This window comes from Chryseobacterium sp. JUb7 (assembly GCF_024806495.1).
Lineage (GTDB): Bacteria > Bacteroidota > Bacteroidia > Flavobacteriales > Weeksellaceae > Chryseobacterium.
In genome coordinates this window covers 151,560-172,129 of sequence record NZ_JANUFF010000001.1, presented here as the reverse complement: position 1 = coordinate 172,129, position 20,570 = coordinate 151,560, and the positions used below count along the sequence as shown (strand labels likewise).

Below are 20,570 nucleotides of genomic sequence, written 5' to 3'. Positions count from 1 at the left end.
TTTTAGTGTTTCCTCAATGAGTTTTTAATCACAGTAGTCAGAAAATCGATGGCTACTGAATTCTGTTTCATATTCGGAATAATCAAATCGGCTTCATTTTTAGACGGTTCGATAAATTCCTGATGCATAGGCTTCAGTGTAGTCTGATAACGGTGTAAAACCTCATTCAGATCTCTTCCTCTTTCCTGTGTATCTCTCCTGATCCTCCTGATCAGTCTTTCATCAGAATCTGCATGAACGAAAACTTTCAGGTCAAATTCCTTTAACAATTCTTTGTTGGTAAGGACCAGAATCCCTTCTACAACCAACACATTTTTAGGTTCTACGGTTACATGATCGCCTGTTCTGGAATGGGTAACAAAGCTATAAATCGGCTGTTCAATCGTTTCATGGTTTTTCAGCGCCTTTACATGTTTTAACATTAATTCAAAATCGATTGATTTTGGATGGTCATAATTTAAAGCTTCTCTTTCTGTAAGTGTTAAATTATGATTATCGTGATAATAATTATCCTGAGAAAGGATATTCATTCCTTCGATATCCAGCTGCTGCAGTATCTTGTCAACAACTGTAGTTTTGCCGGATCCTGTACCTCCCGCAATTCCTATTACAAGCATTCTATTGAGTTTCTTTATAGTTGGTACAAATATACTATTTTATTTAAAAGTTGGAAGAAGGATGCACGAAGATGAAAGCTTTTATTCGAAAAAATATATTTGGTTCTGATAAAACCGGCAACTCTTATCAACCGAGGACAAAGGTCTGTGAATACAATAACTGAACTTATGTATAAACAAAAAAATCCGGCATTACTGCCGGACTTTCTATACGATTTCGCTTGTTAATTCTCTTGAAATTAATCTTTCATGCATAGGCTTCAAAATATCCATGGAGCCTGTTTTTACGGTGCATTTGCCTTTATAATGAACCAACATGGTACACTGTTCGGCCTGTTCTAGTGTATGTTTACAGATTTCTATCAGACAATCAATCACATAATCAAAAGTATGGATGTCATCATTGTGTAAAATCAACTTATAGACATCATCTGTTTCATCCAAAACGAGTACTTCTTCTTCATACTGACGTTTCGGATTTTCATAATCTTTAATATTGTTATAAACCATTTTTAGTTAGTTTTAAACTTCCAGTCTTTCTACGAGATCATTTAAATTGTTTGGCTGTTCATAAACCAATTCTACAATTTCAACACTCTTATTATTCATTTTCAGAATCTTAAAATGATAATTTTCAAGATCAAATTCCTGATTTTCTTCCGGAATATCTTCTAATTCATGCAGAATGAAACCTGCCAATGAATTATATTCGCTTTCTTCCGAAAGAGGCAGTTTTTTAGGTAAAAACTCATTGATTTCATCCAGAGGCTGTGTCGCCTGAACCCAATAAGTATTGTCATCTATTTTATCAACAATTTTTTCTTCATCATCCTCTTCATCCTGAATTTCCCCAACAAGTTCTTCCAGAATATCTTCAAGGGTAATAATACCTTCTGTACCACCGAATTCATCGATAACAATCGCTAAATGCTGCTTCTTCTGCTGGAAAATTTTCAATAAATCTGAAATCTTCTTACTTCCCACCACGAAAAATGCATCACGCATTAATTCTTTAAGATCATCATGATTAAGCTCGCCTTTTCTTTTAACGAACTCACGGATGATTTCTTTTGTGTATAAAATACCTATCACATTATCAATAGAATCAACATATACCGGAATACGGGAATATCCGCTGTCCATAATTTTGTTGATGATTTCATTAATGTCTTCCTCAAAATCAATAGATGTGATATTCTGACGAGGAACCATGATCTGTTTTGCGGAGTGATCCGTAAAATCAAATGCATTTTTAATGATCTCATAATTTTCCTCTTCAATTTCTCCACTGTCGGCACTTTGTTTTACCAAAAGCTGAAGCTCTTCTGTAGAGTGAATCTCCTGTTCTGAAGCAGGGTGAATTTTAATTAATCTTAAGAATGTATTCGACATCAGGTTCATCAACCAGATAAATGGTTTGAAAACAGTATAAAAAACTCTCAATGGAACAGCTGTTGCCATTGTCGTTGCTTCTGATTTTCTGATTGCTATAGACTTAGGAATCAATTCCCCAAATACAATATGCATTACTGTAATCAGTACAAAACTGGTCACCACCGAAATTGTGGTGATTGTTGCCTGAGCCATTTCTACATTCAAAGAATGAAAAATGCTTTCAACAACGTGGTGAAGAGCGCTTTCCCCTACCCAACCTAAAGCAAGAGAGGCCAACGTAATTCCAAGTTGAGTAGCAGAAAGATACTCATCAAGATGTTTGATGATGTGCTCTGCCTGCTTAGCCATAGAGTTACCTTCGGCTGCCTTTAACTGGATTTGTGAGTAACGAACTTTAACAATTGAAAATTCTGCGGCTACGAAAAAGCCATTTAATAATACAAGAAATAAGGCTAGCAAAAGCCTGACTATGTCCGAGTCCATTTAAAAATTATATAAATTTATTGGTACAAAGATATATAAAAAAAAATTACCCTAGAGGTTGTTGCTATATTTTCATTGGGAAAGGGAGCTGGATGATGGATGATGGAGGTTTTGAGGCGTGAATTTTATTTAAAATTAAGCTTTAATTAAGCTTAAAACAAAAAAATCAACGAAATAGTGATAAACTCAAGCATCCATCATCCATCATCCAGCCAAAGTTCAACAAAAAAAGCACCGACTAGGTCGATGCTTTAGTATTTTTATTAAGATAATTCTTACGAATTTTTTAAGGCTTCTGCTCCGGAAACGATTTCTAAGATTTCGTTTGTAATAGCTGCCTGTCTTGCTTTGTTGTAGAAAATTACAAGGTTATTTTTCAACTCTTGTGCATTATCTGTTGCTTTGTGCATTGCAGTCATTCTCGCTCCGTGTTCGGATGCTACTGAATCTAAAACTGCTTTGAAAATCTGAGTTTTGATAGATTTAGGAATCAAATTATCTAAGATTTCTGCTCTGTTCGGCTCAAAAATATAATCTGTTTCTACCTGAGGTTCTGTTTCATCAACGTCAGCCATTGTAATAGGAAGAACCTGTTCAGTAGTAACTTCCTGAGTAGCAGCATTAACGAATTTATTGTAAATTACATAAACTTCGTCAAATTTCCCCTCTTTAAAGCTAGCCATTACCGCTTCAGTAACATTAGCAACAGTATCGAAGTTCAGGTTATCAAAAACAGCACTTTCGTTTGAATATACTGTACGGGTTTTTCTTACAGCATCGTAAGCTTTTTTACCGATTGAAAGAACTTCAACCTCGTATTGAGATTTATTCTGAAACTGTACATTAAGCTCTTTAACGATAGATGAGTTGAAAGCACCTGCCAAACCTCTGTTTGAAGTAACGGCAATAAAAAGTATTCTTTTAACCTCTCTTTTTTGAGCATAAATAGAAACCTGGTCAGGATCTGAGCTAGAATTTACATTCTGGATGATCTCCTGTAGTTTTTCAGAATAAGGTCTTAACATCACGATTGCATCCTGTGCTTTTTTAAGTTTCGCAGCGGAAACCATTTTCATAGCACGTGTAATTTGCATCGTAGATGAAATTGAACTAATTCTGCCTCGTATTTCTTTTAAGTTTGCCATATTTGGGTTAGTTGTTGGTTGTCGGTTGTTGGTTGTTAGTTTTAGAAAATTCCGTCAACTACCAACCAAAAACCATCAACTAATTTTTAGTTATATTTTGCAGCTAAATCATTAGCAGCCTGCTTAAGAACACCTGTGATAGAATCATCGATTTTCCCAGCTTTGATAGCAGCCATTGTATCAGGGTGCTTAGATCTTAAGAACTCGATATATTCGATTTGGAATTCTTTTACTTTTCTGATAGGAACGTTTCTTAGTAAGTTCTCAGTTCCAGCGTAGATCATTGCTACCTGGCTGTCTACAGGAAGCGGAGAGTTTACCGGTTGTTTAAGAATCTCAACGTTTCTTTCTCCTTTAGAGATAACTGCTAAAGTAGAAGCATCAAGGTCAGAACCGAATTTCGCGAACGCTTCCAGTTCTTTATACTGAGCCTGGTCTAATTTAAGAGTACCAGAAACTTTTTTCATTGATTTGATCTGAGCATTACCTCCTACTCTCGATACAGAGATACCTACGTTGATCGCAGGACGAACCCCTGAGTTGAATAGATCAGACTCCAAGAAGATCTGTCCGTCTGTAATAGAGATTACGTTTGTAGGAATATACGCAGAAACGTCACCCGCCTGAGTTTCAATAATTGGAAGTGCTGTTAATGAACCACCACCTTTTACGATTGGTCTTAAAGAATCAGGTAAATCATTCATCTGGCTAGCGATTTTGTCATCAGCGATAACTTTAGCCGCTCTTTCCAATAATCTTGAGTGAAGATAGAAAACGTCTCCAGGATAAGCTTCACGCCCTGGTGGTCTTCTCAATAGTAGAGAAAGCTCACGGTAAGCAACCGCTTGTTTAGATAAATCATCATAAACGATCAAAGCCGGTCTACCAGTGTCTCTGAAGAACTCACCGATAGAAGCTCCTGCCATTGCAGAATATACCTGCATTGGAACTGGATCTGATGCGTTAGCAGCAACGATTACAGTATATGCTAAAGCCCCTTTATCAGAAAGTGTTTTAACTATTTGTGCTACAGTAGACGCTTTTTGCCCGATAGCTACATATATACAGTATACAGGATTTCCTGCATCAAAAAATTCTCTTTGGTTGATGATCGTATCAATAGCAACAGTAGTTTTACCTGTCTGTCTGTCACCAATGATAAGCTCTCTCTGACCTCTTCCTACAGGAATCATAGAGTCGATTGCAACGATACCTGTTTGTAAAGGCTCAGTTACCGGCTGTCTGAAGATAACTCCAGGTGCCTTTCTTTCCAATGGCATTTCGTATAAATCCCCAGTAATAGGACCTTTACCATCGATAGGGTTACCAAGAGTATCTACTACTCTTCCTAACATACCTTCTCCTACTTTGATAGAAGAGATTCTGTTTGTTCTTCTTACTGTGTCTCCTTCTTTTACTAATTTACTTTCACCTAATAAAGCAACACCTACGTTGTCTTCTTCAAGGTTAAGTACAATACCTTCTACATCACTAGAAAATTTCACCAACTCTCCGTATTGTACGTTTTCTAACCCGTATACACGAGCAATACCATCACCGATGGTTAAAACTGTACCTACTTCCTCAACATTTGATTGAGTATCGAAGTTGGCCAATTGCTGTTTTAAGATCGCAGATACTTCTGCCGGATTTATTTCTGCCATTGTATGGTTGTTTTTTCTTTTTTTAAAATAATTTTATTTTCCTATACTAATATTCACTCCGCTAGCGGGTCTTGTGTCCTGAATAATTACTGTCTGAGTAGAATTGTTTTGATAATATCTTTTAGAAAACTGCTGTCCGTATTTTTCAACAAGCTTGTTCACTTTGTCCATATTAAAACTTCCGTCTTCATTAAATACTCCAGCTTTGTAGAGTGTTTTAACAGTAGATTTATTGGTTTCAATTACTTCATAAGATAAGTTTGTTCCTAAAAACTTCACCTCACACCATGTTACCTCACCATCTTTATTATACTTATCCCTGCTCGCAATATCATTGATTTTATGAAGAATAACTGCGACTTCACTATCTTTATACTGGATATTACATTCAGCATCAAATAACCCGCAACCATCATACTTAGCCCACTCTTTACCGTCTATGCTGATAAGGCCTTTTTTCATCTTTATATCCTGTCCAAAAGCTAAACAAGAGATGATAAACATTGAACTAAATAAAAGTTTCTTCATATCACAAGAATGTATTTCTTAGTTTAATTGGAAATCTTTTTTAACTTGGTTTAGTTTAGACTTCACAGAAGCATCAATTAACTGGTCTCCTACTCTTAAAATATAACCTCCAAGAATATTAGGTTTCACATGTAATTTCAAATCGTAATTTGAATTTGCATTAACCAGGTTGGTAGATTTTAAAATCTGATCAAGGTTTTCTTTTGAAAGCTGAGTCGCTGTTGTAAGAGTAATTCTCTGTACTCCGTTGATATCTTCAACTTTATTGATAAACTCCTGAGCGATATTTTTCAATTGATTTTCTCTCCCTTGTCTGATTACCAAAGTAATCAAATTCTGAGAAGAAGGTGATAAACTTTTGAAAATCTCCTTTGCTACTTCTACTTTCTTCTTAGAATCGATGTAAGGCGTATTGAAGAATTTGTTTAAATCCTGAGATTCAGCCATGATCTTCACTACATCTTTCATTTCAGAAAATACAGTAGCCGTTTGCCCTGACTCATTCGTGAAATCAAGTAAACCTTGTGCGTATCTTTTAGCTACTTTAGATGTAAGCATTATTAGTTAAGGTTAGATTTGTTTAAATAATTTTGAACTAATTCGTTTTGAGCTTCGCTGTTGTCTAGCTTTTGCTTCAAAATAGATTCTGCAATGTTTACTGATAAAGCACCGATTTGAGTTTTGATATCTGCCATAGCAGCATTTTTCTCAGCATCGATAGTTTGCTTAGCAGCTTCGATCATTTTATCTCCTTCAGATTTTGCAGCATCTTTAGCTTCCCCTACGATTCTATCTTTAATCTCTCTAGCTTCTTTAAGGATAGCATCTCTTTCGACTTTAGCTTCACGAATGATTCTTTCGTTATCAGCTTTAAGTTCTTCCATTTCTTTTTTAGCCAATTTAGCTTGGTTTAATGCATCAACGATAGAAGTTTCTCTGTCATTTACTGCATTAACGATTGGTTTCCAAGCGAATTTTGCAAGAAGAAACAATAGGATAACAAAAGTAAGGGTCATCCAAAACAAAAGTCCAATTCCAGGTTCAATAATTCCCATATCTGTAAATTCTTTTTTAAGTGTTATTTTATGGATTGTTTTTAAAATTCTTAGCAGCAGCCAACCGCTTCACTGCTAAGAATGTTTTTTTGAGGATAGATTACTTGATGAAAGCACCAAAGATAATCGCGATAAGACCAGCACCTTCAATAAGACCAGCAGCAATAAGCATTGCTCCTTGAATCTTACCAGCTTGCTCAGGTTGTCTAGCGATAGCATCCATTGCATGCCCACCGATTTTACCGATACCTAGACCTACACCTAGTACTGCTAAACCGATACCTACGTAAATTAATCCTGCTCCAGTTGATAAATCCATAATAAATAAATTATATTAGTTAAAAATTATTTTAAATTTTGTTTTAATTAGTGAGCGTGCTCTTCGTGTCCGTGCTCATGCTCGTGTTCCGCTACAGCGATACCAATAAATAATGCTGATAATACGGTGAAAATATATGCCTGTAATGCAGCTACCAATAACTCCAGTACTGAAACAAATAATGCCAATGGTACAGATGCAAATCCTAAGAACGGAGATTTGAAAATGAAGATCAATGAAATGATCGCCAAGATCATAATATGTCCCGCTGTAACGTTAGCGAAAAGTCGCATCATTAAAGCAAAAGGCTTTGTAAAGATCCCGATAATTTCAATTGGAACCATAATAGGATACAATAAAAGCGGAACCGGTGGCATAAAGATGTGTTTCCAGTAATCTTTATTAGCACTGAATAATGTAATTAACAATGTAATGATTGCTAAAACCGCAGTGATTGCGATATTACCTGTAAGATTTGCTCCAAAAGGGAAGAAAGGAATCAACCCAAATAAGTTGTTAAACCAGATAAAGAAGAATGCAGTCAATAAATAAGGCATGTATCTTTTATATTTAACAGACCCGATGTTTGGAATAGCCACCTCGTCTCTGATAAATACAATAACAGGCTCTAATAATTTCCCAGCTCCTCTTGGCAGTTGAGACTTTTTGTAGTTTCTAGCCATTCCTATAAATATAAATGCCATGAAAACTACTGACAATAGCATGGAAGCCGCATTCTTTGTAATTGAAAGATCAAAGAATACCTGATCTGCTTTTTGTTTTCCACTGATGATTGAAAATAAAGTTGCTTTTTCAATTCCTTTAGTAGAAACCACCTGACCTTCTTCTAAAGTATACCCATCATGTTCGTGACCGTGAGCAATACTGCTAGAAAGAAAAGTATGCCATCCCGAATTATCCTTAATAATCACAGGCAAAGGAACAGAAACGTGATGCTCTTCACCACTATCATCTTTTGTAGTCCATAAATGCCATTCGTTTGAATCACCAATGTGTTCCATGATCATCTTGGTTGCATTGAAGCTCTCTCCCGCTTCTTTGTGCTCTACTTTTTCAGCTGATTTTTCACCCTCTGATTCATGCTGCGCACTAGCTAAACTGCTAATAAACACAAATAAAAATGCGAAAAATAATGAAGAAATTTTTCTGTTCATATCTCTTTTTTAATCGTGTGCAAATATATCGATTTTATTAAACTTTACCAATATTAAAAATTGATTTTTATCATCAATTTTATTGAGATTTGTTAATGAGTTTTATTATAGGTATATATATAAGGAATGATGCTATAATAAAGCAAATAACAATAAACAGAAAATTATCTCTTGTCTTGTCTACAATTGCCAAAGAAATAATTAACCATATAATATCCTTAGAAATGTTTACCGCAAGAAATCTCATGCCCGCATCTTGTTTATTATAAAAATATTTTTTAAATATTATATATACCACAATATTAAATACTGCTATCAAAAGTATAACAATCAAATTATCCCATAGATTCATTTTGCAAAAATAAAATTATAATCCAAAGAAAAACAAATCTCAACACCTTATATAATATATATTATTAAAAATTCCTTATTTTTGCAAACCTATAATTTACAATACATATGTTTAATAGTTTACAGGATAAATTAGACAAAGCGCTTCATAATATTTCAGGAAGAGGAAAAATCACGGAAATCAATGTTGCGGAAACCGTAAAAGAGATTCGTAGAGCATTGGTGGATGCCGATGTTAATTATAAAGTTGCCAAAGATCTTACCAAAAGAGTTCAGGATAAAGCATTAGGAGAAAATGTTCTTACATCGCTTACTCCGGGACAGTTGATGACAAAAATTGTTCACGACGAATTGGTAGGCCTTATGGGAGGTTCTCAGGAAGGTATTAATCTTTCGGGAAAACCTTCTGTGATTCTTATTGCAGGTCTTCAGGGTTCTGGTAAGACTACTTTCTCAGGAAAATTAGCGAATTATTTAAAAACAAAAAGAAATAAAAAACCTCTTTTGGTAGCGTGTGACGTTTATCGTCCGGCTGCGATTGATCAGCTTAAAGTTTTAGGCGGGCAAATCGGGGTTCCTGTTTTCACGGAAGAAGGTTCTATGGATCCTTCAAGCATCTCTCAAAACGCAATTAATTTTGCTAAATCTAATGGTCACGATGTTGTGATCGTGGATACAGCAGGTCGTTTGGCGATTGATGAGCAGATGATGAAGGAAATTAAAACCGTTCATTCTACGATTACACCTAACGAAACTTTATTCGTTGTTGACTCAATGACGGGTCAGGATGCTGTAAATACGGCAAAAGCGTTCAATGATACGTTGAATTTTGACGGAGTTGTTTTAACGAAATTAGACGGTGATACTCGTGGTGGAGCTGCGTTAACGATCCGTTCTGTGGTTGAAAAACCAATCAAATTTATTTCTACAGGTGAGAAAATGGAAGCTTTAGATCTTTTCTACCCAGAAAGGATGGCAGACAGAATCCTGGGAATGGGAGACGTTGTTTCCTTAGTAGAAAGAGCTCAGGAGCAGTTTGATGAAGAGGAAGCTAAAAAACTCCATAAGAAAATCGCTAAAAACGAATTTGGTTTTGACGATTTCCTAAAGCAAATTAATCAAATCAAGAAAATGGGTAACATGAAAGATTTGATGGGAATGATTCCGGGAGTTGGAAAAGCAATCAAGGATGTTGAAATCAGTGATGATGCATTTAAGCACATTGAAGCGATCATTTATTCTATGACTCCGGATGAAAGAAGAAGACCTTCAATTATCAATACTCAAAGAAAAAGCAGAATTGCAAAAGGTGCAGGAAGAAAAGTGGAAGATGTAAACCAACTGATGAAGCAATTCGATCAGATGGGTAAAATGATGAAGATGATGCAGGGGCCACAAGGAAAGCAAATGATGCAGATGATGAGCAAAATGCCAAATATGCCTGGAATGGGTGGAATGTTTGGGAAATAATTTTAACTAAAACAATTCAAAATATAAACTCCGACTCAATACTGAGTCGGAGTTTTGTTTTTTATCTTAAAATAAGATGATTATTTATCCGATTTCTGAGCTTTAGCTTTGATGAAATAAGAGAAACCTACGTTTACACCGAAAGTTTTTACATTAGTTTTAACATCTGTATTCATGATCGTTTCTTTGTTTGAAAACTGATCGTAAGAAACACCTAAGTTAATCCCTAAAGACTGAGTCGCCATATACGTTACTCCTCCTTTTACTTTCCAGGCAAGACCATCCGTAGTCGTTTCACTGGAAACAACAGAACCCATAAAGTTGGCATCATTACTATTTTTTACAGAAGCATATCCGATCCCCGCTCCTAAGAAAGGAACCAATTTGCTAGAATTTGTAAAATAATAAGTAGCCGTAGGCATTACTGAGAAGTTGCTTGTTTTAGATTTAGCACCTTGGTATTTTGTAGTAGCGTTTACATATCCCAATTCGATACCTACAGCCAATTTATCAATAACGAAATATCCTACTGAAGGAGAAATAGAGAATGTATTTACTTTAGGACCGTCCACAGACTGATCTCCAACTTTAATTGTAGTTGAAACATTGTTGAAGCCTAATCCAGTGTTTCCACTCACTACCCAGTCACCTTTAGTCATTTGGGCATTTGATAATCCAAAAAGTGCAACTGCACCAGCTAGTAAAAGTTTTTTCATGATTTTTTAATTAATGTTTGTTTTAATATGTACAAAAAGCCCTAAGAAAACTTAGGACTTTATTTTATGTATGCTTTATTGCTGATTACTTAGCAAAAACATATTTTACACCGATACCAACAGATGCTAAATCAAGACCGAATCTGTAGTTATCTACACTTTTAGCTTCTTTGTACTTGAAGTTGCTATATCCGAAATCTCCGATTGTAGCTTCAATTGTCCAGTTTTTGTTCAAGAAATAATCAAGACCTGGTTTGATTGAAACTCCGAAAGAGTTGAATTTGTCTTTTGTAGAAACTGTAGCAGCTGCAGTAGAAACTTCATTCTTGTCGTTTCCGAACTCCATAGGAACTGATAACTGACCGAAGATATATAATTTCTCACCTAAAGTCCAGTACTTTCTTACGAAAGGCTCTACTACGAAAGCAGACTTAGTGAATTTATCATATCCTGCAGCAGTTTCAGTTTTGTCTGAAGAGTTTGTATAACCTACTCCAACCCCAACAGCTAGGTTAGTACCTACGAAGTAACCTACAGTAGGAACTAATTTCAATTCGTTTACTTTATTGTCTGTGTTGTTGTTTTCAGTAGAAGAATAGCTCAAAGTTCCTGATACATACGTAGTTCCTTTAGCAATCTGAGCATTAGATAAACCGAACAGTGCAATAGCACCCGCTAATAATACTTTTTTCATTTTAAAAAATTTTAATACTTTCTGAGGGCAAAATTACACTGGGTTAACGTAATATTAAAATTTGTTAATGTGATTAATATCATTGGTAAATATTAGCGATTTTCGGCTGTAAAGCGTATTAAATAAAGGCTTTTAACTTTTTTGTAAAATTTTAAATGAAAACACTCCAATTTTTCAATTGGAGTGTTAAAATTCTTATTTTTTAATATTCTTAATTTAAGAAGAAATTGGCTCCGAAGTTAACGGCTCCGAAATTAAATCTGTCGTCACCATGCCAGTAATAGCCATGATCTTTATATTTGCTTCCAATATTCTGGAATCCTAAATATAATTCAGCCTTCTTCATTTGATATCCTACTCTTGGTGCCACATATAAGCCACTATTGATATAATCTCTTGTAGAAATAGCTGCTCCCAAATCCAATCCTACAAAAAGCGGAATCTTATTGAACTTATATTTTGCAGAAGCAGCAACAGGTACAAAACCAAAATCATCCACATGATCCTTTCCGAAAAAATGAGAGTATCCGGTAGTAACCCCAATATCCAATCCTTTAGTAATGTTCCACATGTAAGCAGCATCAATACCTAATGTAACACTCGCCGCATCACTTGCATCACCTAGTGGAGCACCCACATGACCTCCTAATCTAAATCCTTCCTGTGCCTGCATTGCACCTCCCAACAGTGCAAAAGCACCCAACAATAATAGTTTTTTCATTTTTTAATAACTTTTAAATATTGAAATTAAAATCTTCTACATAAGTAGAAAATTAAAGTATCATATTATTTAATACAACGAAAAAGCGGTACAAATTTTGTACCGCTTTATATTTTTAAAGGAAAAAAATATTATTTACCTCCAAACTTAAATCCTACACCGATCTGGAAGAAGCTATTTTTTAATGTTTCGTTTCCTTCCGGGTTCTTAATAAGATTAGAAACTCCTAAGTTATATCTTGCATCAAAAAACAATCCGTTTTCCAATGTATACTCAGCACCAATAAATGGAGCAAGATTCAACGTATTAACTTCATCCTTCACGTCTTCAGTAGAACTTGTTGACTCAGAGAAAGATTGCCCCATAGCCGATCCCGATACTGTAGCAGAAACTTCTACTTTTGCAGAAGTAACGATACCTACATTAAGACCTAAACCAAAAGCTAAATTTTCAGTAGCATAATATTTTGCACTTACAGGAATCTGTACAGTTCCAAATTTCCAATCTGATTTTTGAGTTCCGGTTACAGTAACTCCCATTTCAGTATAAGAAACAGATTCTTCCTGCTTCCCTCCTAGTGGAGAATATAAAACCTCCCCTTGTACAGCAAATTTATCACTGATTTTATATTCAGCTAAAACACCCGCATAGAAAGTTGATTTTGAGTCGAACTTATAAGATTCTCCATCACCTTCTGCTTTAAGCATTGATAAAGAGTAACCAGCCTTAGGTCCGAATTTGAATTCTTGTGCATTTGCAGAAATTCCCATAACAGCTACCGCTGCAAGAAGTAAAATTTTCTTCATTGTATTAGTTTTTTTAATTAATGTGCCGCAAAACTAAGACATTTTTTGGAATTAACAAATTTTAACAAAAATAAAACTCATTTTAATCACAATTACGAATATGAACGTTTATAAAACAACGTTTTTAATGTCATTTTTTAATTTTAAAACCTATTCCAACTTGTAAAAAACTGTTTTTTAAAGTTTCAAAACCTTCTCCGTGAATGTTCTTACCTACATTATACACCCCAAAAACATATCGTGCATCTAAAAACAATCTGTCGTTAAAGTGGAACTCAGCTCCCAAAAAAGGATTGGCTTCAAAAGTTTTAACATATGTTTTAATATTTTCTGTTTCGTATAAAAGATTGGCAAAAAGTTCAAGTCCGTTATATCCGTTTGTTCTGTATTTACTTTCTGCTTCTATATTTAAAGCCAGGTTTACCCCTGCGTTGATATTCATTTTTTCGTTAAAATAATATTTAGCCATCAACGGAACATTGATCCGTCCAATGGAAATCGCATTGACTATTTTATAATCATTGAAGTCCTGATCCTGATACCAACTGTTCCGGCCTCCGACATTCGAAATACCCAACTCACCCTGCAAAGCAAAATGCGGGTCAATTTTATGTTCTAAAAAAACAGAAACATACGCTAAGATTTTTCCTTTAGATACAAAATCGGAATCAGATCCTGCATAGTCCGTTTTTAAAGTTGAACGTCCTAAACCGGTTCTGATTCCGAATGTATTTTGTTGAGCGTTTAATAAAAGCCCTGTTAAAGAGAAAAAAGCAACAGATAAAAGTCTTTTCATGGTTAAGTTTTAGATTTCCGGCAAATATATTCTCAATTTTATGAGGTTTTATAGGCCTTAACATCATTTTACCTAAACATAACTTTTAAGTAACATAAATTTAATCTTTCAGTCTTTTTTCTTCGTCATTGTAGGCTAAAATAATTTTTCTAACTACCGGGTGTCGTACCACGTCCTCTTCCGTAAGGTGTACAAATCCTATTTCCTTTACATCTTTCAGAATTCTCATCGCTTCTTTAAGCCCGGATTGTTGCTTCGGAGGCAAATCGACCTGGCTTGGATCTCCGGTGATGATAAATTTAGCATTCATCCCCATTCTGGTAAGAAACATCTTCATTTGCGAATGGGTTGTATTCTGTGCTTCATCAAGGATTACAAAGGCATCATCAAGTGTTCTTCCCCGCATGAAGGCCAATGGTGCCACTTCAATAACCTTCTTCTCTATAAAACCTTCCAGTTTTTCATGAGGAATCATATCACGAAGCGCGTCATACAGAGGCTGCAAATACGGATCGAGCTTTTCTTTAAGATCTCCGGGTAAAAAGCCTAAACTCTCACCTGCTTCTACAGCAGGCCTTGTCAGAACGATTCTTTTCACCTGCTTATCTCTCAAAGCTCTGGCCGCCAATGCTACACTGGTATACGTTTTTCCGGTTCCCGCAGGTCCGATGGCAAAAACCATATCTTTTTTCTCAGTTTCTTTTACTAATTTTTTAAGATTCGTGGTTTTAGCTTTGATAATTTTACCATTGACACCCTTTACGATAATATCCTGGTCAAAAACCAGTTGTTTTTCGTGTTCGTCTTTGATATTTAATATATTTTCAACGTCTTTAAGATCGATAGAATTGTTCTTGGAAATAAATTTTACGATATCATCAAGTTTTTGTTTAAATATATCAAGCGCTTCCTGATTTCCCATAGCAAAGATAAAGTGATCTCTACCGGTGATTTTAAGCGTTGGAAAGCTTGATTTTATTAAATTGAAATATTGGTTATTAACTCCATAGAAGATTTTCGCATCGATATCTTCCAAATCATATGTTAATTCAAACATGCAGTATTTTTATTTTTAGATTTTAAATTTAAAGTTTTTTTTCAAATTTATATCAAATTCTTTTCCATAATCTTTCGGGCATTCTTTTTATTTTAGATAAATTTGCAATACTATTATTCTACAAATTACTAATGTCAATTATTACCCTAACTTCAGATTTCGGAAATTTGGATTACAGAGTTGCCGCTGTAAAAGGCAGCATTCTTTCTCTGAATCAGAAGGTTAATATTGTTGATGTTACTCACGATATCCAGGCTTTCAACCTTATACAGACTTCGTATATTGTCAGAAATGCCTATAAACACTTTCCGAAAGGCACTATTCATATCATTTCCGTCGATAGTTTTCACCACAAATCGAGGAAAAATATTTTATACAAAGCAGATGGATCTTATTTCATCGCAGCAGATAATGGAATTTTAAGTTTAATTTTTTTTGATATTAAACCTGAAGCCATGTATGAAATCACATTAAACAACAGGTTTGACGATATCGTCAATTTCACTTCAACAGATGTTTTTGTTCCGGCGGCCGTACATCTGGCCAACGGGGGACTTCCGGAAGTGATCGGACGAAAGATCGATTCGGCCAAGCAGCTTTTATTCCCGAAACCGGTGTATAACGAGTCCGAAAAGATGATCATCGGCGAGGTTACTTATATTGATAATTTCGGAAATATAATCTCAAATATCAACAAAGATTTTTTTGAAACTCTGGGCAAAGGTTATGAGAATTTCACCATAAAATTCAGAAACTTAAGCCTTTCAAAAGTATTTTCGAGCCATACAGAAGTTGTTTCAGATTGGGAAAGAGAGACCGAATACCACGGACAGTCTGCAGCAATTTTCAATGACAGTCAGCTATTGGAGCTTACGATCTATAAGGGAAGCAAAAAAAACGGCGCAAAATCTTTATTTGGATTGAACGTTGGAGAAAATATTTACATTGAATTTTTCTAAAATTATCTATTTCATAAAAAAACCGATTTTTTTTATATATTTGTCAAAATCTAAAAATTAAAAATGGCAGAATACAAATTATTGCTTCCTTCCATGGGAGAAGGTGTTATGGAAGCGACAATTATCACTTGGTTATTCAACGAAGGCGATAATGTAAAAGAAGATGATTCCGTAGTTGAAATTGCAACAGATAAAGTAGATTCAGACGTTCCGACACCAGTTTCGGGGAAAATCGTAAAGATTTTGAAACAGAAGGACGAGGTTGCAAAAGTGGGTGAAGCCATTGCTATTTTAGAAATTGAAGGAGAAGGCGGAAACACAGCTTCTGAGGAAGCATCAACTGAAACTCCGGCTTCAGCTCCAGATTCAGAAACATTAAAAACAATCGAACAGCCTCTACAGGCAGCTGCTTCGACAGAGTTTTCGGGAGATCTTTACCTGTCTCCACTTGTAAAATCAATTGCACAGCAAGAAAATATTTCTGAAACTGAACTTAAAACTATTAAAGGAAGCGGTTTAGAAGGAAGAATTACAAAAGAAGATATATTAGCTTACGTTAACAACAGAGGAAGCCAGCCAGCTCCTCAAGCTCCGGTACAACAAGTAGCTTCTGCTCCACAGCCGGTTGCTACTTCAGCTCCAGCTGCAACAATTCCTGTTGCTGCAGGTGACGAAATCATTCCAATGGACAGAATGAGAAAAATCATCGCTGAAAACATGGTGAAAGCAAAACAAATTGCTCCACACGTAACTTCTTTCATTGAAACTGACGTTACCAACGTTGTAAAATGGAGAAACAAACATAAAGATATCTTCGAAAAACGTGAAGGTGAAAAACTGACTTTCATGCCGATTTTCGTGAAAGCTGTCGTGAAAGCGATTCAGGATTTCCCAATGATCAATGTATCTATCAACGGTGAGAACATCATTAAGAAGAAAAATATCAACATTGGTATGGCAACTGCTTTACCAGACGGGAATCTTATCGTTCCTGTAATTAAAAATGCAGATCAGTTATCCCTTTCAGGTCTTGCAAAAGCGATCAATGATTTAGCTTACAGAGCAAGAAACAAAAAATTGAGACCGGAAGATACACAAGGGGCTACTTACACAATTTCAAATGTAGGAAGCTTCGGAAATCTAATGGGAACACCTATTATTCCTCAGCCACAGGTGGCTATTCTGGCAATCGGAGCTATCGTTAAGAAACCGGCTGTTCTTGAAACTAAAGATGGTGATGTAATCGCAATCCGTCAGTTGATGTTCATGTCTCACTCTTACGATCACAGAGTAGTAGACGGATCTTTAGGAGGCATGATGCTGAAACATGTTCACGATTACCTTCAAAACTGGGATCTGAACACTGAAATTTAATTATAAATGATCATCGATAGCCCATAAATGATCTATTGTCATATTGAGCTTGTCGAAATATCTTTAAAATACAAACCTTCGAATATTTTTCGGAGGTTTTTTTTGAAACGAGCTGTAACATTTATCTAAACTTCAGACTAACCTTGTAATAAAACCTATTACCCAATTGTCTTATATAAAAATAGTAACCAGATTTATCAAAATATGAAACAAATTCTTATTGCAGCTTTAGCTCTAAATGTTTCCCCCGTAGCTTTCTCACAGCAAACCGAACAACAAAAATCGATCGATAATTATGTAAAAGAAGCTATTAAAACTAATAATATTCCAGGTTTGGCAATTGGAGTTTTAAAAGATGACAAAATAATTTTTGAAAAATATTATGGTACAGAAAATCTGGAAGACAACAAAAAAGTTGATCCCAATTCGATGTTTAGGGTCTATTCAACTTCAAAATTAATGACCAACGTCGGTATTTTTCAACTGATTGAACAGGGTAAATTATCTTTAGAAGATAATGTTTCAAAATACGTTGAAAATATACCAAAGAACTGGCAAAATGTGAAGGTGAAGAATCTTCTAACTCATTCTTCAGGAGTGCCGGATTTTGTTGCTTTCAATGATATTTTACCAGAATACTCCAGCTCTCAGGCGATTGAACGTTTGAGTAAAGAGAAAATGGATTTTACAGCAGGAAATGAATTCAGATATAATCAAACAAATTATATGCTTCTTTCGATGATTATTGAGAAAATTACAGGACAGTCTTTTGAAAACTTCATTCTAAACAATCAATTTTCTGATGTAAAAAATCAGGTTGTTTATTCATCAAATGCTCTTGAAAAAATCCCCAATCGTATTATAAAATATAATTACAATTCGGAAACGAAAAAATATGAAAAATCTAAAGATGTCGAAGGAAAAAAGGCATATCCAGGAAATGGAATTGCAATTACTCTGCCCGCTTTTTTAAAATGGAGCAGCCACCTTAGTAAGAATAATTTATTGAATCAAAAAACCAAAGAAATGATGTGGCAGCCTTTCGAATTTGGAAACAAGAAAGACATTTTTGCCTATGGCTGGGAGATTAATAAAGTGAATAATATTCCGTCATACGGATTTTCTGGCGGGAATGTAAGCGCATACAGGATTTTTCCACAAAACAATTTGACCATTATTATGATGTCTAATGGATATAATTTCTTCCCGGCACAGTATCATATGATTAATGGCATTGCAGCTATTATCGATAAAAAATTAATGGATAATTATTCTTTGGCTGAAGAATCTATTATTGCTGAATTTGCCAAACCAAACAATCAGAATGCTGAAAAAAATTATTTTAAAGTAAAATCAGAAAGTTCAAAATGGGATTTTGAAGACACTTTAAATAATATCGGTTATATCTTATTACGAAATTCAAGAATTGATGAAGCCGTTAAAGTTTTTGAACTCAATCTAAAAGAACACCCACAGTCTGCCAACGCTTTTGATAGTTTGGGAGATGGTTATTTTTCAGCTAAAAACTACAATTTATCTTTAAAAAATTATAAAAAATCCCTTGAACTGAATCCACAGAACACAAATGCTCAAAATATGATTGATCAAATAGAAAAGCTGATGAAAAAATAATTCATATTGGCAGAAATGCTTTAAAATGCAATTTTTTTATGTTGAATAAAGATTTGACACCTTTTATTAAGAAGGCAACATTCATACTAGCCTACTATTAGGAGTATACATGAAAATTAAAATCTGCATGTAATTTTCAGTGAAATTTCGAATAAATTTACCTTAAAAAAAATCAATCCCGACAGACGTTGGGATTTTTATTTGGAAATTAATCCTAAATTCTTTTACTTTTATATCCCCAAAACAAACAAATGCTGAAAATCTTTACCCTCATCCGAAGAAGCCTCAAAAAATCTTTCGATAATATCCGGAACGAACAACTGAAATACAATTTACTTCAGGCTATTCCTTTCTGGATAGGTTCTGTAATCACAGGCTTTGTGGCAGTGATGTATGCTAAAATATTTGCATGGGGCGAAAACCTGCTTCATGCGATGATGGGCTGGCATGCATGGACGATTTTTATCATAGCACCGATTGGCTTTGTCCTTTCGTGGTGGCTGGTGAAAGAATTTGCACCTAATGCTAAAGGAAGCGGAATTCCTCAGGTAATGGCTGCTGTTGAACTGGCCAACCCAAAAGAGCATACAAAAATCAGAAGTTTATTAAGTTTAAAGATCATTGTTTTTAAAATCATTTCTTCCGTGACTCTGGTCATTGGCGGAGGAGCTGTTGGCCGTGAAGGTCCCACCATTCAGATTGCAGGTTCGGTTTTCAGAAAAGTTAACGAATATCTTCCGGAATGGTGGCCGAAAATATCCAAGAAAAATATGATTATGACAGGAGCAGCGGCAGGTCTTGCGGCAGCTTTCAACACACCTCTTGGCGGAATTGTATTTGCGGTTGAGGAACTTTCAAAAACTCACATTAATTATTTCAAAACAGCCTTATTCACAGCGGTTATCATTGCAGGATTAACCGCTCAGACATTAGCTGGTTCTTATTTATACTTAGGGTATCCAAAAACGAATGATGTCTCATTAATGGTTATGTTTCCGATTATTTTAGTAGGTGGTGTTGCGGGTATTCTGGCAAGTCAGCTATCCGTTACGATGCTTAAAATGAACGACTGGAAAAAGAAAAACCTGAAAACAGACAGCGCCAATGTTGCCTTTCTGGTGATTTGTGCTCTCATCATCGCTTCCATTGCTTTCTTCATCAATAAAGAAATTTTAGGTTCGGGAAAGGAAATCATGGAGCGTGTACTCTTTACCAAGGATAAACATGAGGATTGGTATGTTCCGATTTTAAGAATGCTGGGTCCTGCCCTATCTTTTACTTCTGGTGGCGCCGGAGGTATTTTTGCTCCTGCACTTACAGCCGGAGCCAGCATCGGATCCGTAATTTCGGGGGCTATCCATTTAACTCCTAATGAAACGAATGTAGTTGTTCTTGCAGGGATGGTCGCTTTCCTTACAGGGATAACCAGAGCACCGTTTACATCAGCCATTATTGTTTTGGAAATGACCGACAGACATTCGCTGATTTTTCACTTAATGCTTGCAGGAATGGTATCCTCTATTGCTTCTATCCTGGTCAGCAGACATTCACTTTATGATCTGATTAAGGTTAATTTTTTAAAGGAAATAAGGCAGGAACATAAAGACTGAATT

The 20,570-nt window shown here is 35.3% G+C and carries 21 protein-coding genes; 5 read left to right on the top strand and 16 right to left on the bottom strand.

All coding sequences use genetic code 11. The annotated features are described in order from the left end of the window. Positions 1–2 precede the first annotated feature (2 nt). The 10 genes from udk to atpB all read right to left on the bottom strand — a co-directional run bounded on the left by udk (position 3) and on the right by atpB (position 8,381). A complete protein-coding gene (gene udk, locus M2373_RS00780) occupies positions 3–617 on the bottom strand; it encodes a uridine kinase (RefSeq protein WP_259106453.1) in 615 nt (204 codons plus the stop codon). A gap of 207 nt (positions 618–824) precedes the next feature. After that, positions 825–1,127, bottom strand: a complete 303-nt coding sequence (locus M2373_RS00775) for an ATP-dependent Clp protease adaptor ClpS (protein ID WP_259106451.1) — start codon at positions 1,125–1,127, stop codon at positions 825–827. A gap of 12 nt (positions 1,128–1,139) precedes the next feature. Beyond that, the gene (locus tag M2373_RS00770) at positions 1,140–2,495 is read right to left on the bottom strand and encodes a hemolysin family protein (RefSeq protein ID WP_259106449.1); all 1,356 of its coding nucleotides are present in this window, start codon (positions 2,493–2,495) and stop codon (positions 1,140–1,142) included. Between the two features lie 275 nt (positions 2,496–2,770). Further along, the gene (atpG, locus tag M2373_RS00765; RefSeq protein WP_259106446.1) at positions 2,771–3,640 is read right to left on the bottom strand and encodes an ATP synthase F1 subunit gamma; all 870 of its coding nucleotides are present in this window, start codon (positions 3,638–3,640) and stop codon (positions 2,771–2,773) included. An 86-nt stretch (positions 3,641–3,726) separates the two neighbouring features. Next, complete coding sequence (atpA, locus tag M2373_RS00760; RefSeq protein ID WP_259106444.1) at positions 3,727–5,304, bottom strand: F0F1 ATP synthase subunit alpha; 1,578 nt, start codon at positions 5,302–5,304, stop codon at positions 3,727–3,729. A 33-nt stretch (positions 5,305–5,337) separates the two neighbouring features. Next, positions 5,338–5,832: a hypothetical protein gene (locus tag M2373_RS00755; protein ID WP_259106443.1), complete on the bottom strand. Its 495-nt coding sequence runs from the start codon at positions 5,830–5,832 to the stop codon at positions 5,338–5,340. Positions 5,833–5,850: 18 nt separating this feature from the next. Next, positions 5,851–6,390 carry an ATP synthase F1 subunit delta gene (gene atpH / locus M2373_RS00750; protein WP_259106442.1) on the bottom strand — a complete coding sequence of 180 codons (540 nt, stop codon included), beginning with the start codon at positions 6,388–6,390 and terminating at the stop codon, positions 5,851–5,853. A 2-nt stretch (positions 6,391–6,392) separates the two neighbouring features. Then, complete coding sequence (locus M2373_RS00745) at positions 6,393–6,887, bottom strand: F0F1 ATP synthase subunit B (protein ID WP_259106441.1); 495 nt, start codon at positions 6,885–6,887, stop codon at positions 6,393–6,395. A gap of 100 nt (positions 6,888–6,987) precedes the next feature. Beyond that, positions 6,988–7,206 (bottom strand): ATP synthase F0 subunit C, encoded by a 219-nt coding sequence (locus tag M2373_RS00740; protein ID WP_007844726.1) that lies wholly within the window; start codon positions 7,204–7,206, stop codon positions 6,988–6,990. Positions 7,207–7,253: 47 nt separating this feature from the next. Further along, complete coding sequence (gene atpB, locus M2373_RS00735) at positions 7,254–8,381, bottom strand: F0F1 ATP synthase subunit A (protein WP_259106440.1); 1,128 nt, start codon at positions 8,379–8,381, stop codon at positions 7,254–7,256. A 459-nt stretch (positions 8,382–8,840) separates the two neighbouring features. Between atpB and ffh the strand changes: the two genes are divergently transcribed. After that, a complete protein-coding gene (gene ffh / locus M2373_RS00730) occupies positions 8,841–10,202 on the top strand; it encodes a signal recognition particle protein (RefSeq protein WP_259106438.1) in 1,362 nt (453 codons plus the stop codon). 80 nt (positions 10,203–10,282) lie between these two features. Here ffh and M2373_RS00725 read toward each other — a convergent pair whose 3' ends face one another. The 6 genes from M2373_RS00725 to M2373_RS00700 form a co-directional block, all read right to left on the bottom strand. Further along, positions 10,283–10,918 (bottom strand): outer membrane protein, encoded by a 636-nt coding sequence (locus M2373_RS00725; RefSeq protein ID WP_259106435.1) that lies wholly within the window; start codon positions 10,916–10,918, stop codon positions 10,283–10,285. 85 nt (positions 10,919–11,003) lie between these two features. Further along, positions 11,004–11,612: a porin family protein gene (locus M2373_RS00720; RefSeq protein WP_259106433.1), complete on the bottom strand. Its 609-nt coding sequence runs from the start codon at positions 11,610–11,612 to the stop codon at positions 11,004–11,006. 211 nt (positions 11,613–11,823) lie between these two features. Further along, complete coding sequence (locus M2373_RS00715; RefSeq protein WP_259106432.1) at positions 11,824–12,333, bottom strand: hypothetical protein; 510 nt, start codon at positions 12,331–12,333, stop codon at positions 11,824–11,826. Between the two features lie 131 nt (positions 12,334–12,464). Continuing rightward, the gene (locus tag M2373_RS00710; protein ID WP_259106430.1) at positions 12,465–13,139 is read right to left on the bottom strand and encodes a porin family protein; all 675 of its coding nucleotides are present in this window, start codon (positions 13,137–13,139) and stop codon (positions 12,465–12,467) included. Positions 13,140–13,269: 130 nt separating this feature from the next. Further along, complete coding sequence (locus M2373_RS00705; RefSeq protein ID WP_259106427.1) at positions 13,270–13,935, bottom strand: porin family protein; 666 nt, start codon at positions 13,933–13,935, stop codon at positions 13,270–13,272. Between the two features lie 100 nt (positions 13,936–14,035). Beyond that, the gene (locus M2373_RS00700) at positions 14,036–14,992 is read right to left on the bottom strand and encodes a PhoH family protein (protein ID WP_259106425.1); all 957 of its coding nucleotides are present in this window, start codon (positions 14,990–14,992) and stop codon (positions 14,036–14,038) included. A gap of 131 nt (positions 14,993–15,123) precedes the next feature. Between M2373_RS00700 and M2373_RS00695 the strand changes: the two genes are divergently transcribed. The 4 genes from M2373_RS00695 (at position 15,124) to M2373_RS00680 (ending at position 20,567) form a co-directional block, all read left to right on the top strand. Then, a complete protein-coding gene (locus M2373_RS00695) occupies positions 15,124–15,951 on the top strand; it encodes an S-adenosyl-l-methionine hydroxide adenosyltransferase family protein (protein WP_259106423.1) in 828 nt (275 codons plus the stop codon). Between the two features lie 63 nt (positions 15,952–16,014). After that, positions 16,015–17,325, top strand: a complete 1,311-nt coding sequence (locus M2373_RS00690) for a dihydrolipoamide acetyltransferase family protein (protein ID WP_259106421.1) — start codon at positions 16,015–16,017, stop codon at positions 17,323–17,325. Between the two features lie 204 nt (positions 17,326–17,529). Next, positions 17,530–18,957, top strand: coding sequence for a beta-lactamase family protein (locus M2373_RS00685; protein WP_259106419.1), 1,428 nt, complete (start codon positions 17,530–17,532; stop codon positions 18,955–18,957). Positions 18,958–19,208: 251 nt separating this feature from the next. Further along, positions 19,209–20,567: a chloride channel protein gene (locus M2373_RS00680; RefSeq protein ID WP_259106417.1), complete on the top strand. Its 1,359-nt coding sequence runs from the start codon at positions 19,209–19,211 to the stop codon at positions 20,565–20,567. Positions 20,568–20,570 lie beyond the last annotated feature (3 nt).